This is a genomic window from Brachybacterium sp. B718/18 (genome assembly GCF_055454375.1).
The window spans coordinates 74981-89908 of sequence record NZ_JBVDDO010000008.1 but is presented as its reverse complement, the minus strand read 5'-3'; the positions used below and the strand labels follow the sequence as shown (position 1 = coordinate 89908).

The window sequence follows — 14928 nt, the reverse complement described above, 5'->3', positions numbered from 1 at the left end:
CGTCCGCCCCACCCCGACCTCGTCCTCGCCGTCCCCACCGTCCCCACCACCCTGACCCCCGCGGTGAGAACCCCCGCAGACATGGGCTTATTCGGGCCGGATTCCCCCAAGTCTGCGGAGGTTCCGGGCGGCGCACCCCGCCGCGCGAGGTGATCTCGGCCCGGCGCCCGCCACCGCTCCCCCGTCGGTGCGAGAATCATCGCCATGACTCCCCCCGCCCCGCCGACCGGTCGGCATCGCCCGCCGCGTCTGCGCGACGTGGCCGAGCTGGCCGGGGTGTCGATCAAGACGGTCTCCAACGTCGTCAACGACTACCCCCATGTGAAGCCCGAGACCCGCGAGCGGGTGCGGGCCGCCATCGCGCAGGTGGGCTACCGCCCGCAGGTCGCCGCGCAGCAGCTGCGCACCGGGTCCTCGGGGATGATCACCCTCGCGCTGCCGTCGCTGACCTTCACCTACTTCTCCGACATCGCGCAGGCCTTCATCGAGGCGGCCCAGCGGCGGCGGCTGACGATCATCGTGCACACCACGGAGGGCGGCCCCGAGGCGGAGCGCACCGTGCTGCAGGGCTTCGAGCGCGTGCTCGGCGACGGCGTCATCTTCAACCCGCTGCACCTGTGGGAGGAGGAGTTGGCGCGCATGGATCGCACCAGCCAGCCCACCGTCTTCATCGGCGAGCACCTGCCGGAGGCGCTGCCCCGTGGGTCGGACTACGTGCGCATCGACAACGAGGCGGCCGCCTTCGACGCGACCTCGCACCTGATCGCGCAGGGCCGCTCGCGGCTCGGCTTCCTCGGCGCGATCACCTCGCCCCACGGCGAGCAGCCGCACAGCTCCGGCACACTGCGTCGGGCTGGATTCACGCGGGCGCTGCACGAGCACGGCTTGGACCCCGAGCGCGCCGTGCTGCAGGAGGTGCGGGACTGGCATCGCCAGGACGGCTTCGACGGGATGGCGGCGCTGTTCGAGCGCATGCCCGACGTCGACGGGGTGGTGTGCGCCAACGACGACCTGGCGATCGGCGTGCTCGCGCGGCTGCGCCGGCTGGGGCGGCGCGTGCCCGAGAACGTCGCCGTGATCGGCTACGACGACACCCCGGACGCCCCCTTCACCTCCCCGTCGCTGTCCACCATCTCCCCTGACAAGCAGCAGCTCGCCGCCACGGTGCTCGATCTGATCACCGAGCGGATCGCGGGCTACGACGGTCCGCCCCGGACCGTGGACGTGCCCTACACGCTGGTCAAGCGCGACTCGACCGCCGTCGGCCGCCGCGAGTCGATCGACTCCGCGCGGACCGACGTCGAGCCGGCCACCGTCGACCAGACCGCCTTCGAGCCGACCTCCGTCGACCCGATCGTCTTCGACCGGCCCGACTCCGAGACAACCGCCCCCGACCCGTCCGCCGTCGACCTCGAGGAGCTCCCCCGGTGACCACCATCCCCACCCCCTACGAGGACCTGCTGCGCGCGGTGCTCGAGACCGGCGCCGCGAAGGGCGACCGGACCGGCACCGGCACCCGCAGCCTCTTCGGTCGGCAGATTCGCTACGACCTCTCGCAGGGCTTCCCGCTGCTGACCACCAAGCGGGTGCACACCCGGTCGGTGTTCCTCGAGCTGCTGTGGTTCCTGCGCGGCGACACCAACGTGCGCTGGCTCCAGGAGCGCGGGGTGACGATCTGGGACGAGTGGGCCGACGAGAACGGGGATCTCGGCCCGGTCTACGGCGCGCAGTGGCGCTCCTGGCCCACGCCCGACGGCGGCGTGATCGACCAGATCACCCAGGTCGTCGAGCAGATCCGCACGAACCCGGACTCGCGGCGCCTGATCGTCTCCGCCTGGAACCCGGCCGACATCCCCGCCATGGCGCTCGCCCCCTGCCACGCCCTGTTCCAGTTCGAGGTGCACGACGGGAAGCTGTCCTGCCAGCTCTATCAACGCAGCGCCGACCTGTTCCTGGGCGTCCCGTTCAACATCGCGAGCTACGCGCTGCTGACCCACATGGTCGCCCAGCAGACCGACCTCGAGGTCGGCGACTTCGTGTGGACCGGCGGGGACTGCCACATCTACGACAACCACGTCGAGCAGGTGGAGCGGCAGCTCGCGCGGGAGCCGTTCCCGTACCCGACGCTGCGGCTGAACCGTCGGCCCGCCTCGATCCTCGAGTACGAGCTCGAGGACATCGAGATCGTCGGCTACCAGCACCATCCGGGCATCAAGGCGCCGGTGGCGGTGTGAGTGCGGCCGACGACGCCGCGACCGAGGTGCCCGGGATCGGGATGATCTGGGCGCAGGCCCGCGGGGGCGTGATCGGCGCCGGCGGCACGATGCCCTGGCACCTGCCGGAGGACCTGAAGCACTTCCGCCGCACCACCGCCGGCAGCCCGGTCGTCATGGGCCGGCGCACCTGGGAGTCCTTCCCGCCGCGCTTCCGCCCCCTGCCCGGCCGCACCAACATCGTCATCACCCGCGACGACGACCTCGAGCTGCCCGGCGCGGTGCGCGCCCGCTCGCTGCCCGAGGCGCTCGAGCTCGCGGCGAGCGAGGCCGGAGCCGTGGTGACCACCTGGGTGATCGGCGGCGGCACGATCTACGCCGCGGCGATGGACGTCGCCGAGGTCCTGGTGGTCACCGAGATCGACCTCGAGGTGGATGGCGACACCCTCGCCCCCGCGATCCCCGCCGAGTTCCGGCTGGCCGGGGCGGATCCCGCGGAGGGCTGGCACGAGTCGGCCGACGGGCTGCGCTTCCGGGTCCTCACCTACCGCCGCTGAGCGCCCGGTCGACGCCCACGACCGCCCGCCGCGCCCCTGCGCCCCGACACCTCTGCGCCCCGGCACCCCGGCACGCAGAGCGGCGCCTGAGGGAGCATGTTCCGGCGAACGTGCTCCCTCAGGCGCCGCAACCCGTGGGTAACCGCCGAGTGGGGCGGAAGGGGCCAGGGTCCCTCGCCCCACCCGGGCCTAGCGCCCCTCGCCTGCGGTGCGAGGCAGCACCCGCAGCGTCGGCGGGTCGGTGCCGAGGGCGAGCTCCCGCAGGTGCAGGTAGCGGCCCGTGGCCGCCTCGTCCCAGGCGTGGAAGGCGATCAGCGGCCGACCGTCCGGGCCCGTCGTCGCCGAGTTGTGACCCGGGCCGATGAACTCGTCGTCGCTGCGCAGCAGCACGTCCTCGCCCGCTCCGGGCACGGTCCACGGACCCTCCGGCGAGCGCGCCCACGCCCAGGCGGTGCGATAGCCAGGCCCCTGCCAGGACCCGCCCGAGAAAGTCATCAGCAACAGGTCCTCGGCGAGGATGACATGCGGTCCCTCGAGGGTGTGCCAGTCCAGGACCTGCCCGTACATCGGCCGGTCGTGGGCGAAGATCTGCCAGTCGTCGTACGGGGCGAGGACCTCGTGGATCGGGCCGAGGGTGGTGGGCGTGAGCAGCTCGGCTCCCGCGAGGTGGGTGCCGGGCCGCTCGTGGTCGAGCACGTCCCGCGCGAAGAACAGCCACCAGCGACCGTCGGGCAGACGGCACGGCGAGGCGTCGATCGCGAACAGCTCGTCCGGGGTGAGCACGAGACCCTGGTCGCGGAACGGCCCCTCGGGGGCGTCGGCCCGGGCGACCCGCAGCAGGTGCCCGCGGTCGTCGTGGCCGACGGAGAAGTACATCCACCAGGCGCCGTCTCGCTCGCACACCTCCGGCGCCCAGTACGAGTCCCCCGCCTCGGGGTCGAGGGTCTCGAGCACGTTACCGATCCCCTCCCAGGTCACCAGGTCTCGGGAGCGGGCGGCGGGCACGGCCCGGCCGTCTGTCACCGGGCCCGTGCCGTAGGCGATCCAGCCCTCGTCGAGGCGCACGACGGCGGGATCGGCGAGCGGCACGTCCCACGCGGGGACGGCCCGGCTCATCCCTTCAGCCCCGTCGCCGCGATGCCCGCGACGAGGTAGCGCTGGAGCACGAAGAACACGATCAGCACCGGGATCAGGCTGAGCGTGGCCGCCATGAACAGCCCGCCGTAGTCGAAGGTCTGCGCGGTGAGGAAGGAGGACAGGTAGATCTGCACCGTCATCGCCCCGGTCCCGTTGCCCGCCACGACCAGCGGCCACAGGAAGGCGTTCCACGAGCCGATCAGCCCCAGCACCGTCAGCGCGGAGGCGAACGGCAGCGTGTTGGGGAAGACCACCCGGAAGAAGGTGCGGAAGAAGCCGGCACCGTCGATGTACGCCGCCTCCTCCACCTCCCGCGGGAAGCCCAGGTAGAACTGCCGGAACAGGAACACGTTGAAGGCGCTGAACAGCCCGGGGATGATCAGGCCGCGCAGCGTCCCGATCCAGCCGAGGGACGCGACGATGATGAAGTTCGGGACGAAGGCCGTCGTCGCCGGGACCAGCAGCACCACGATGACCAGCACGAACATCGGCTTCGCGGCCCGGTTCGGGATGCGTGCGAGGGCGTAGCCCGCGAGCGAGGCGATGAGGATGGTCAGCGAGGTGGAGACCACCGCCATGATCGCCGAGTTCTTCATCGCCGTGAGGAACATCGGATCGGCGAGCAGCTCCGGGATCCGCTGCCACTGCGGGTCGGCGGGCCAGAACGTGAACTCGCTGGTGTAGATCTCGTCGTTGGTGGACAGCGCCGTCTTGATCATCGCGTAGAACGGGATGAGGAAGATCAGCGCGAGCACCGAGGCGACGACATAACGCAGGGTCAGGCCGAGGCTGCGTCGGCCCGAGCCGACGATGTGGAGCTGGGCGGTCATCGCGCACCCCCGTCGGCGGACCGGCGCTTGCGCAGGAACCCGAAGCGTCGGCGGCGCCCGTCGTCGTTCGAGCCGAAGCCGACGAAGGAGGTCTGCAGCAGCCCCGCGACCACCATGATCGCGGTGAGCACGAGCGCGCCCGCCGAGCCGGCGCCGAAGTCCTGCTGCGAGCCGAGGGCGATGTTGTACAGGTACACGAGCGGGGGCCTAGTCTCGGGATTGTTGCCGGTGAGGTTGTAGAACTCGTCGAACGCCTGGAAGGCGGCGATGAGCAGCAGCAGGAGCACCGCCGCGAAGGTGGTGCGCAACTGCGGCAGCGTGATCAGGCGGAACATGCGGAAGCCGCCGGGGCTGAGCCCGTCGACCGCCGCCGCCTCGTAGAGCTGCGTCGGGATCGCCTGCAGGCCCGCGAGGAACAGCAGCATGTAGAACCCGACCTGCAGCCACAGCCGCACCGAGACCAGCACGATCCACCAGTACGGCGAGGCCGAGAGCCACGCCGCGATCGGGTCCATGCCGAGCACCCCGAGGATCTGGTTGACGATCCCCGACTCGAGGCCGTTGAACAGCGACAGCCGCCACACCACGCAGGCCACGACGTAGCTGCAGGCCGTCGGCAGGAAGAACACCGAGCGGTAGAAGCCTTGGAAGCGCGGCAGACCGTTGACCAGCACCGCCAGGCCCAGGGAGCACACCATCGTGACCGGCACGATGAAGACCGCGAACACGGTGAAGGTGCGCAGCGACTTCAGGAACGCGGTGTCGACGAGGAAGTTGCGGAAGTTCTTGAGCCCCACGAACTCGGTGGGCAGCACCGTGCCGCGGGCCTCGAACAGGCTCAGGGTCGCGCCCCAGAACAGCGGGATGATCGTGAAGATCGCGAGGCCGACGAGGAAGGGCGTGAAGAACAGCCAGAAGGCCACCCCGTTGCCCTTGATGCGGGTGGGGCCGGTGCGGGCGGGGCTCGTCGCCCCGGTCGCGCCGCCGGCCCGGCGCCGGCCCGAGGTGGGGGCCGGCGCCGTGCTCTGCGTGCTCACGATGCGATCGCCCGGTTGCTGGCCTCCTCCGCGGCGGCGAGCTCCGTGGCGGCGTCGGCGCCGTTCTTGAGGATGTTGGAGACGGCATCCGCGCGCGGGGTGTCGATATCGCCGGTCCACTCCGGGGTGCCGGTCACTCCCATCTCCTTCGCCATGGTGGCGATCTCGAGGCCGTTGCCGGACTTCAGCAGTTCGGCCTGGTCCGCGGTCGCGGTGACCGGCGGGATGTGGAAGCCGTAGTTCAGGGACCAGTCGGTCTGGTGCTCGGTCTGGTCGACCCACAGCCACTTCACGAACGCCTTCGCCGCCTCGATGTTCTCCGAGTTGCCGGCGACCTGCGCGTTCCATGTGCCCATGAAGGCGACCTGCTTGCCGCCGGTGCCGACGGCGGGGTGCGGGAAGACGCCGATGTCGTCGTGGGCCGCCTCGAGCACCGGCAGCGCCCAGCAGCCACCCCAGGTGATCGCGGAGAGGCCCGCCCCGAAGGCGGCCGGGTCGGCCCAGTCCGACGGGGCGCCCGTGAGCAGGGTGCCGGCCTTCTGCATCGCGGCGATCGAGCCGAGGCCCTCCGCGTAGCCGGGGGTGTTGTAGTTGACGGCGTCCTTCGCCTCGTTGAGGGGGCTGCCGCCCGCGGCCCACACCATCGCCCACGCGCAGGCGTCGAAATTGTTGCCGAGGAAGAGGCCCTTCTGCGAGTCGGTGGTCAGCTCCTCCGCGGCGGCGACGAGGTCGTCCCAGGTCTCGGGCACGGAGATGCCGGCCGCGTCGAAGAGGCTCTTGCGGTAGTAGAAGTGCTGCGGGTCGAGCAGCATCGGGATGCCCCAGACCTGGTCGCCGATCGTGACCGGGCCCAGCGAGGCCTCGTTGAACTGGCCCTTCACCGGGTCCATCACGTCCGTCAGATCGACGTAGCGGCCCTGCTCGGCCTGATCGACGGCGATGCCGTTGTTCTCGAAGACGTCCACGCCGCCCCCGGAGAGGAGGGCCGTGGAGAGCTTGGTGGCATAGTCGCCGGTCACCCAGTTCACGGTGACCTTCGCGTCCGGGTAGGACTCCGCGTAGGAGGTCGCCGCCTGCTGCGTGCCCTCCTCGCCGTACTGGTGGTACCACTGCGACAGCGCGGCGCCGTCGCCGCCGCCGTCGCTTCCACCGCCACCGGTGAGCCCGCCGGTGTTGTCGCCGCAGGCCGCGAGACCCATGCCCGCCATTGCCGCGCCGCCGAGCGCGAGCATGTTCCGCCTGCTGAACCGAGTGCTGCGTGCCATGACCATCTCCCTTGATGTGTTCCAGCTCGAGGCCCGGGGCGCGAGTGCCCGGGGCCGACGGACGGGTCCTGCGAGCTCCCGCGAGGGGCTCGATGGGGCCCTGTCGGCGAGTCCCGTGGAACCCTCCTGCCCGTCGTCGCGACTGTGCGACAGCCGGAGTCTAACGTTGTAATCCGTGTTGCGCACCACCCGGATGGCAACAAGTCGGTCACGGAGCGAGGCGGCGGGCGGATCCCCAGTCGGCGGCGGCCGGATCCCCGATCACGGCGGCTGAGGGAGCATGTTCCGGCGAACGTTCTCCCTCAGGCGCCGCAACCCATGAGAAACCGATGGGCGGGGCCGCCGCGTCAGGCCCCGGCGATGCCCGTCGTCGAGATGCCCTTGATGATCTGGCGCTGGAAGAACAGGAACACCACGATCAGCGGCAGCGCCGCGAGCATCGCCTGGGCCATGTTCTGCGCGTACTGGATGCCGTAGGCGCTGATCACGGTCTGCAGACCGGTCGGCAGGGTCATCAGGCTCGCGTCGTTGACCACGATGAATGGCCACAGGAAGTTGTTCCAGGCCCCGATGAACACGAAGATCGAGACCGCGCCGAGGATGGGCCGCGACAGCGGCAGCACGATGCTGAGCAGGATCTTCAGCCGGCTCGCGCCGTCCATCAGCGCGGCCTCCTCGAGCTCCCGCGGGATCTGGTCGAAGAACTTCATCAGGATGAACACCATCGGGGCCGCGACCACCTGCGGCAGGATGATCCCCCAGTAGGTGTCCACGAGGTTCAGCCCCAGCATGAGGTGGAACAGCGGGACGATGAGGATCTGCCCGGGGATCATGATCGAGCCGACGATCAGGGCGATGATCGCCTTCCGCCCCGCGAAGTCCATGCGGCTGAGCGCGTAACCGGCCAGCGCCGAGATGACCACGGTGATGACCGTGACCGCGGTCGAGGTGATCAGGCTGTTCCACGCCCAGCGCGGCACCTGGCCGGAGGTGAGCACGGTGATGTAGGCGTCGAGGGTGAAGCCGTTCTCGGGGATGATCGTCACCGGGAACGCGGCGGCCTCCGCCTCGGTCTTGAACGAGGTCAGCGCCGCCCACAGCACCGGCACGAGCCAGAGCAGGGCGAGGACCGCGAGGATCACGAAGGCGACCACGCGCGCCGGGTCGGTCCGGCGCCGACGGCGGACCCCGTCGGCCGCACCCGGGCGGGAGCCCGCGGCTCCGGCGGACCCGACGGCGGCACCGCCGCGAGTGCTGACGGCGGCGGCTGTGGGACTGGTGGGGTTCGCGGTGCTCATGCCTTCACGCTCCGTCGGCTCGAGATGACCATGTACGCGATGGAGATCGCGATGATCAGGAAGAAGAAGATGTAGGAGATCGCCGAGGCGTAGCCCAGCCGGTAGCCGGTGAAGCCGACCTCGTAGATGTAGAGCAGCACCGGGCGGGTCGAGCCGCCGGGACCGCCGCCGGTCATCTGGTAGATCTGGTCGAAGACCTTGAGCGAGGCGAGCAGCTGCAGCACGAGCACCAGCACGGTCGTGGGCGCGAGCTGCGGCAGGGTGATGGAGAGGAACTTCCGCCAGCGTCCGGCGCCGTCGAGCGACGCCGCCTCGTAGAGCTGGTCGGGGATGTTCTGCAGCGCCGCGAGGTAGAGCAGGAAGTTGAAGCCGATGGTCCACCACACGGTGGTCAGCACCACGGCGATCATCGCGGTGTTCGGGTCCTGCAGCCACGCAGGGCCGGTGATCCCGAACCAGCTCAGCACCGTGTTCACGAGGCCCAGCTGCGGGTTGTACATCCAGTTCCAGAACTTCGAGACCACGGTCGAGGCCAGCAGGAAGGGCAGGAAGAAGGCCAGACGCCAGAACCACTGGCCGGGCAGGCCGATGTTCACCAGGATCGCGAGGCCCATCGCGATGAGCACGAGCGGGATGGTGGACAAGATCGTGAACCCGGCGGTGTTGCCGAGCGAGGTCCACACGTTCGGATCGCTGAGCGCCTCGGTCCAGTTGGCGAGGCCGACGAAGTCGGTGTTGGTGCCGGCCAGGCTGGTGCCGGTGAAGCTCATCCACAGTCCGTAGACCGTCGGCCAGATGAGGAACAGGCCGAACGCGGCGAGGAACGGCAGGCAGTAGATCCAGCCACGCAGGTTCTCGGCGCGGCGGCGTCGGCGTCGGGCCTCGGAGCGGTCGGCTCCGCCGGCGGCGGCCGACGAGGGCTGGACGGCGGGTGCGGTCTGGGCGGTGCGGGGACCGCTGGGAGCGGTCAGGCCGTCGGCGGTGGTCATCTCTCGTCTCCTTCGACGGGGCCGGTCACATCGGGCTCGGCTTGGCGAGCAGGTCGTTGATGCGGGCGACGAAGGCGTTCCAGCCCTCGAGCGGGTCGGTGCGCCGCGCCCACACGTTCTGCATGTCATTGCCGAAGTACGTGTGGAAGTCGCTGCCCGAACCGGTGAACCAGGCGGGCGGGTCGTAGACCAGGTGGTCGATCGCGTCGGCGTAGTGGGACTGCGGGACGAGGTCCGCGTATCCGGGGTCCTCGAGCACCGGGGCGTAGGCGGGGATGTGACCCGCTCCGGCCCAGGTGAGAGAGTTCTGGAGCAGGTGGGCGACGAGGCCGTGGACGGCACGACGACGCTCCGGATCGGGGCTGCTCTGGTGCGGGAGCACGAAGGAGTGCGAGTCGGCGAAGGCGGTCGGCTCGCCGAGGACCCCCGGGATGACCGTCATGTCGAAGGGCAGCCCCTCGTTCTTGTAGCTGCCGGTCTCCCAGACGCCGCCGTAGAACGCGCCGCTGCCGCCGGTGGCGAACTCGGAGATGGCGGTGCCGCCGTCGTGGCCGGGATTGCCGACCTCCCCGTCGATGAGGGAGAGGATCCACTCGATCGCCGCGATGACCAGCTCCTCCTGGTAGCCCATGGTCCCGCCGAGCGGGAGCTCGATGGTGCCTCCGAGCTGCGTGTAGTACGTCGAGAACATGCGCCACTGGTTGGAGCCGTCGCCGAGATAGCCCCAGCTGAGCCCGTAGCCGCTGGGGGCCTGCGCGCCGAGCTCGAGGGCGAGGGCGCGGAAGTCCTCGGGGGTGTCGGTGGGCAGCAACAAGCCGTCGCTGCCCAGCACCCCGGCCGCCTCGGCGATCTCGGTGTTGTAGTAGAGGACGAAGGGGTGCGAGTCCAGCGCGATGCAGGTCAGCGTCCCGTCGACGACCATCTTCTCCCAGATCAGCTCGGGGAAGTCCTCCTGCCGTATCCCGAACTCGCCGAGCAGGTCCAGGTCCCAGGGGTCGAGCAGGCCGCCGGGGGCATAGCCGGGCACGCGGGCGGCGTGCATGACGGCGAGGTCGGGGGCGCGGCCGCCCGCGGAGGCCATGGCGAGCTTCGTGTAGTACGGGGCGCCCCAGCCGAGCACGGTCTGCTGCACGCGGGCGGCGCCGTCGGTGGCCATGTAGCCGTCGATCATCTCGCCCAGGGTCACGCCGTCCGGTCCGGAGAGCAGGTGCCAGAAGGCGATCTCCTCGGTGCCGCGGGCGCTGGCCCCGGAGCAGGCGGCGAGCGAGCCCGCCGCGCCGAGGGCACCGATCCCGCCGAGGCCCTTGAGCAGGGTGCGGCGGGTGGGGCCGGGGGTGCGAGCGGCCTTCGTGGGGTTCATCCCGGCGGGGGTTCCGCCGGAAATGGGGATGGAGCCCGGGTCGGGAGTCCCGGGACGTGGGGTCGTCGGCATCATGCGGTCCACCTCTTCGTGGTCGGGGCCGGCTCGCGCCCTGTGCGGCGCGGGGGCACCCGATCGTCGTCCGTCTTCTGCTCGAGAATTTACATCGTTGCAAAGGGTGGGTCAACAGACAGAGTGCCCGGGCATTTCGGGGTCGGTCCGGGACGGGCGGACGGTGGCGGTGACGGATGCCGGGGACGGGCGAGATGCACGGTGCTAACGTTCACATCGACGCACGCCCGGGACCTCCGGGGGCGTGCCCGGTGGTCGCGAATGGACAGTCGGCCCCGGCACGGCCGACTCCTCCGAAGAGTCGGGGTCGGCTCCTCGATCTCGCCGCGACCTGCAGCCGACCTCGCTCCCGCCCGTCTCCCCGGCGCACCCATCTCCTCGACGACCAAGGACGCTCATGACTCCGACGACGCGACGCCCCTCGATGGCGGATGTCGCCGCGCGCTCGGGGGTCTCCTATCAGACGGTCTCGCGCGTGCTCAACGAGCCGGAGATCGTGCGGCCCACCACCCGGCACCGGGTGCAGCAGGCGATCGAGGAGCTCGGCTACACCCCCAACCGCGCGGCACGAGCGCTGAAGACCACCCGCTCCTCCCTGATCGGCCTGCTCACCGACGGGTCCTCGCTGTTCGGCCCCGCCGAGACGGCGACCGCGATCGAGACCGCGGCACGGGAGGCCGGCTACTCGGTGCTGCTCACGACGGTGGGGGCCGCGGCCGACGCGGCGGCGGGCGCGAGCCTGATCGGCTCCGGGGTGGACGGGATCCTCGTCGTCGCCGCGCACGAGGGGATGCTGCCGGTGGTCGCCGCGGCGGCGGCCTCGATCCCGGTGGTCGCGGTCTCGGCGCAGCCGACATCGACGCCGGGAGTCGAGGTGGTCGGCGTCGACCAGCATCGGGGGGCGCGCGAGGTCGTGCACCACCTGGCGCGGACGGGCGTGCGGACCGTCGCGCACCTGCCCGGGCCGCCGGACTGGTTCGACGCCCGTGCCCGGCGCGACGGTTTCGAGCAGGCGCTCGGCGAGCTGGGGATCGACGGCACGACCACCGCCCCCGGCGACTGGACACCCCGCTCCGGCTACGAGCTGACCTGCGGACTCCTCGAGGCCGGCCTCCCCGATGCGATCTTCGCCGCGAACGACATGATGGCGATCGGCGCCCTGCACGCTCTGCACGAGCACGGGCGGCGCGTGCCCCAGGACATCGCCGTCGTCGGGTACGACGACACCGTCGGGGCGGAGTACCTGATCCCGTCGCTGACCACGGTCTCGCAACCCTTCGCCGAGCTCGGCCGGCTCGCCCTGCACCGGCTGCTGGAGGTGCTCGACGGCTCCGAGCCTGCGCCGCACGCGCCGACGACCCTGCCGCCGCGGCTCGTGGTCCGCCGCTCGACCCGCCCCGAGCGGACGCACTGACGGAGAGAGCCCGCGCCTGCCTCGGCTGCAGGCGGTCGACACTGTCGACTCACGAGCCAACGCGGGGCACGATCCGGCTCGCCAGCCGACACTGTCGACCGACCAGCCGCCCAGTCGCCCGCCCACCGCAAATGTGAACGTTGACATCGACCCGCGAAAACTGATGAGATGGTGCCCATGACGCACGCCGAAGTGTCCCCGCCCACCTCCGCCGCCGCCGAGAGGCCGGCGGCCGCAGAGACCATCGCCGCCGGTGACGCCCACCTCGGGCTCGAGCTGGGCTCGACCCGCATCAAGGCCGCTCTGATCGACGAGACCGGCGCCGTGCTGGCCACCGGCTCCCACGCCTGGGAGAACGAGCTGGTCGGCGAGACGTGGACCTACTCGCTGGACTCCGTGTGGGCGGGGATCGCCGACTGCTTCGCCGATCTCGCCCGCGAGGTGCGCGAGACCCATGGCGTGGAGCTGACCTCGCTGCGCGGCCTCGGGATCTCCGCGATGATGCACGGCTACCTGGCCTTCGACGCCGACGGCGAGCAGCTCGCCGAGTTCCGCACCTGGCGCAACACCTTCACCACCGAGGCGTCGGCGCTGCTCAGCGAGACCCTCGGACAGAACATCCCGCTGCGCTGGAGCGTCTCCCATCTCCTCCACGCGGTGATGCAGGGCGAGGAGCACGTCCAGCGCCTCGCGCACCTCACCACCCTCGCGGGCTACGTGCACTGGCGCCTCACCGGGCGCCGGGTGCTCGGCGTCGGTGATGCGAGCGGCATGTTCCCGATCGCCGCCTCGGGCGATGCCTTCGACCCCGAGCTCCTCGAGCGCTTCGCAGCCCTCGACGCGGTCGCCGAGGTGCCCTGGTCGCTGCCGGACCTGCTCCCGGAGGTGCGCCTCGCAGGGCAGGACGCGGGTCGACTCACCGCCGAGGGCGCTGCCCTGCTCGACCCGAGCGGCGCCCTGCAGCCCGGGGCGATCACCGCGCCCCCGGAAGGCGATGCAGGCACGGGAATGGTCGCGACGCAGGCCGTCGAGCCGCGCACCGGCAACGTCTCGGCGGGCACGAGCGCCTTCGCGATGGTCGTCCTGGAGCGCCCGCTGTCCGGGCCGCGCGAGGAGATCGACCTGGTCACGACGCCGGCCGGCGACCCCGTCGCGATGATCCACACCAACAACTGCACCACCGATCTCGACGCCTGGCTGGGACTGTTCTCCCAGTTCGCGGAGCTGATCGGCGCCCCGCAGTCCCCGGAGGACCTCTACGCGACCCTCTTCGGCGCCGGTGCCACCGGGGATGCCGACGCGGGCGGGATCCTCAGCTACAACTACGTCTCGGGCGAGCATCAGACGGGCGTCGCCTCCGGTCGGCCGCTGCTGGTCCGCGAGCAGTCCGCGCGCTTCACCCTCGAGAACTTCCTGCGCGCGCAGCTGTACGGGGCGTTCGGCGCTCTCGCCGTGGGCATGGAGGCGCTGCTCCAGGACGAGGGCGTGCACCTCGACGTCATGTACGCCCACGGCGGCATCTTCCGCACCCGCGGCGTCGCCCAGCAGGTGCTCGCCGACGCGCTCGGCACCCCGGTCGCCCTCGGCGAGTCCGCCGGGGAGGGCGGCGCCTGGGGCATGGCGCTGCTCGCAGCGCACACCGCCCGCACGGCCGACGCGGTCTCCGGTTCCGATGCCAGGTCCAGCTCCGACGCCGGGTCCGACACCGGCTCCAGCGCTAGCTGCGAGTCCAGCGCCGGCCGGTCGCTCAGCGCCTATCTCTCCGAGGTCGTCTTCGCCGATCAGGAGCTGAGCACCCTCGACCCCGACCCCGCGGGCTCCGCCGGGCACGCCACCTGGCTGGCCGGCTACCGCGCCGCCCTCCCCGTCGAGCGCCTCGCGGGCGAGCTCCTCGACTGACCTCGTCGGCCTGCCCGTCGGCCTACCCCGTCGGCCCGGCCGTCGGCCGCTCCCCGTCGGCCCACCCCGTCCGCCGCACCCCTCCGGAAGGAACCCCATGACCCTCGTCCTCGCCGACCTGCCCCGCGCCACCCAGCGTGCGGTGGCCGAGACCCGCGAGCGCGTCGCCGCGCTGCACGCCGAGCTGCCCCGCAACGGGCTCGTCGTGTGGACCGCCGGCAACGTCTCCGAGCGGGTGCCCGCGGTCCACCCCGACGTGCCGGGGCTGATGGTCATCAAGCCCTCGGGCGTCTCCTACGACGACCTCTCCGCGGACACGATGGTGGTCTGCACGCTCGACGGGAAGAAGATCGAGGACGGCACCCCGGCCGTCCTGGTCCCCTCCTCGGACACCGACGCCCACGCGTACGTGTACGCGCACCTCGACCACGTGGGCGGGGTCGTGCACACCCACTCGACCTACGCGACCGCCTGGGCGGCGCGCGGCGAGGAGATCCCCTGCGTGCTGACGATGATGGCGGACGAGTTCGGCGGCCCGATCCCCGTGGGCCCCTTCGCGATCATCGGCGACGACTCGATCGGCCGCGGCATCGTGGAGACCCTCCGCGACTCCCGCTCGCGGGCCGTGCTGATGCAGAACCACGGCCCGTTCACCATCGGCAAGGACGCCCGCGACGCGGTGAAGGCCGCCGTGATGTGCGAGGAGGTGGCGCGCACCGTGCACGTCTCCCGCCAGCTCGGCGAGCCGCTGCCGATCGCGCAGGGCCACATCGACTCCCTCTTCGACCGTTACCAGAACGTCTACGGCCAGCCCGCCGCGGACGCCGCCGACCAGCCCAGCCAGGAGGCCTGAGCCC

General features: G+C 71.3%; 13 protein-coding genes. 6 read left to right on the top strand and 7 right to left on the bottom strand.

Features of this window, described 5'->3' with window-relative positions; translation table 11 throughout:
* The first annotated feature begins 204 nt into the window (after positions 1-204).
* The 3 genes from ACZCAH_RS12485 to ACZCAH_RS12475 are packed head-to-tail and all read left to right on the top strand — an operon-like array spanning position 205 to position 2770.
* A complete protein-coding gene (locus ACZCAH_RS12485) occupies positions 205-1431 on the top strand; it encodes a LacI family DNA-binding transcriptional regulator (protein WP_464341382.1) in 1227 nt (408 codons plus the stop codon).
* Complete coding sequence (locus tag ACZCAH_RS12480; protein ID WP_464341381.1) at positions 1428-2234, top strand: thymidylate synthase; 807 nt, start codon at positions 1428-1430, stop codon at positions 2232-2234. Before ACZCAH_RS12485 ends, ACZCAH_RS12480 begins: the two co-directional genes overlap by 4 nt.
* A gap of 41 nt (positions 2235-2275) precedes the next feature.
* The gene (locus ACZCAH_RS12475) at positions 2276-2770 is read left to right on the top strand and encodes a dihydrofolate reductase (RefSeq protein WP_464341422.1); all 495 of its coding nucleotides are present in this window, start codon (positions 2276-2278) and stop codon (positions 2768-2770) included.
* Positions 2771-2959: 189 nt separating this feature from the next.
* On the opposite strand, the gene ACZCAH_RS12470 is transcribed toward ACZCAH_RS12475, so the two are convergent.
* The 7 genes from ACZCAH_RS12470 to ACZCAH_RS12440 form a co-directional block, all read right to left on the bottom strand.
* Complete coding sequence (locus tag ACZCAH_RS12470; protein WP_464341380.1) at positions 2960-3886, bottom strand: glycoside hydrolase family 43 protein; 927 nt, start codon at positions 3884-3886, stop codon at positions 2960-2962.
* Positions 3883-4737: a carbohydrate ABC transporter permease gene (locus tag ACZCAH_RS12465; RefSeq protein ID WP_464341379.1), complete on the bottom strand. Its 855-nt coding sequence runs from the start codon at positions 4735-4737 to the stop codon at positions 3883-3885. The genes ACZCAH_RS12470 and ACZCAH_RS12465 overlap by 4 nt, the downstream gene beginning before the upstream one ends.
* Entirely contained in the window at positions 4734-5774 is a 1041-nt protein-coding gene (locus tag ACZCAH_RS12460) for a carbohydrate ABC transporter permease (protein WP_464341378.1), read from the bottom strand. Before ACZCAH_RS12460 ends, ACZCAH_RS12465 begins: the two co-directional genes overlap by 4 nt.
* Positions 5771-7039 carry an ABC transporter substrate-binding protein gene (locus tag ACZCAH_RS12455; protein WP_464341377.1) on the bottom strand — a complete coding sequence of 423 codons (1269 nt, stop codon included), beginning with the start codon at positions 7037-7039 and terminating at the stop codon, positions 5771-5773. The genes ACZCAH_RS12460 and ACZCAH_RS12455 overlap by 4 nt, the downstream gene beginning before the upstream one ends.
* A 347-nt stretch (positions 7040-7386) precedes the next feature.
* A complete protein-coding gene (locus ACZCAH_RS12450) occupies positions 7387-8337 on the bottom strand; it encodes a carbohydrate ABC transporter permease (RefSeq protein ID WP_464341376.1) in 951 nt (316 codons plus the stop codon).
* Positions 8334-9326 (bottom strand): carbohydrate ABC transporter permease, encoded by a 993-nt coding sequence (locus ACZCAH_RS12445; RefSeq protein WP_464341375.1) that lies wholly within the window; start codon positions 9324-9326, stop codon positions 8334-8336. The genes ACZCAH_RS12450 and ACZCAH_RS12445 overlap by 4 nt, the downstream gene beginning before the upstream one ends.
* 25 nt (positions 9327-9351) lie before the next feature.
* Positions 9352-10686 (bottom strand): extracellular solute-binding protein, encoded by a 1335-nt coding sequence (locus ACZCAH_RS12440; protein ID WP_464341374.1) that lies wholly within the window; start codon positions 10684-10686, stop codon positions 9352-9354.
* A 469-nt stretch (positions 10687-11155) separates the two neighbouring features.
* Here ACZCAH_RS12440 and ACZCAH_RS12435 point away from each other — a divergent pair, with 469 nt between their 5' ends.
* From ACZCAH_RS12435 to ACZCAH_RS12425, 3 genes are all read left to right on the top strand, one after another.
* Entirely contained in the window at positions 11156-12172 is a 1017-nt protein-coding gene (locus ACZCAH_RS12435; RefSeq protein ID WP_464341373.1) for a LacI family DNA-binding transcriptional regulator, read from the top strand.
* 177 nt (positions 12173-12349) lie between these two features.
* Positions 12350-14071: a xylulokinase gene (locus ACZCAH_RS12430; protein ID WP_464341372.1), complete on the top strand. Its 1722-nt coding sequence runs from the start codon at positions 12350-12352 to the stop codon at positions 14069-14071.
* Positions 14072-14168: 97 nt separating this feature from the next.
* Positions 14169-14924 carry an L-ribulose-5-phosphate 4-epimerase gene (locus ACZCAH_RS12425; RefSeq protein WP_464341371.1) on the top strand — a complete coding sequence of 252 codons (756 nt, stop codon included), beginning with the start codon at positions 14169-14171 and terminating at the stop codon, positions 14922-14924.
* Positions 14925-14928 lie beyond the last annotated feature (4 nt).

Bases quoted from the DNA above. Each gene is read 5' to 3' on its own strand.
- ACZCAH_RS12440 (WP_464341374.1), bottom strand. From the start codon at position 10,686: ATGAACCCCACGAAGGCCGCTCGCACCCCCGGCCCCACCCGCCGCACC.
- ACZCAH_RS12485 (WP_464341382.1), top strand. From the start codon at position 205: ATGACTCCCCCCGCCCCGCCGACCGGTCGGCATCGCCCGCCGCGTCTG.
- ACZCAH_RS12455 (WP_464341377.1), bottom strand. From the start codon at position 7,039: ATGGCACGCAGCACTCGGTTCAGCAGGCGGAACATGCTCGCGCTCGGC.
- ACZCAH_RS12445 (WP_464341375.1), bottom strand. From the start codon at position 9,326: ATGACCACCGCCGACGGCCTGACCGCTCCCAGCGGTCCCCGCACCGCC.
- ACZCAH_RS12450 (WP_464341376.1), bottom strand. From the start codon at position 8,337: ATGAGCACCGCGAACCCCACCAGTCCCACAGCCGCCGCCGTCAGCACT.
- ACZCAH_RS12435 (WP_464341373.1), top strand. From the start codon at position 11,156: ATGACTCCGACGACGCGACGCCCCTCGATGGCGGATGTCGCCGCGCGC.
- ACZCAH_RS12425 (WP_464341371.1), top strand. From the start codon at position 14,169: ATGACCCTCGTCCTCGCCGACCTGCCCCGCGCCACCCAGCGTGCGGTG.
- ACZCAH_RS12475 (WP_464341422.1), top strand. From the start codon at position 2,276: ATGATCTGGGCGCAGGCCCGCGGGGGCGTGATCGGCGCCGGCGGCACG.
- ACZCAH_RS12470 (WP_464341380.1), bottom strand. From the start codon at position 3,886: ATGAGCCGGGCCGTCCCCGCGTGGGACGTGCCGCTCGCCGATCCCGCC.
- ACZCAH_RS12465 (WP_464341379.1), bottom strand. From the start codon at position 4,737: ATGACCGCCCAGCTCCACATCGTCGGCTCGGGCCGACGCAGCCTCGGC.
- ACZCAH_RS12430 (WP_464341372.1), top strand. From the start codon at position 12,350: ATGACGCACGCCGAAGTGTCCCCGCCCACCTCCGCCGCCGCCGAGAGG.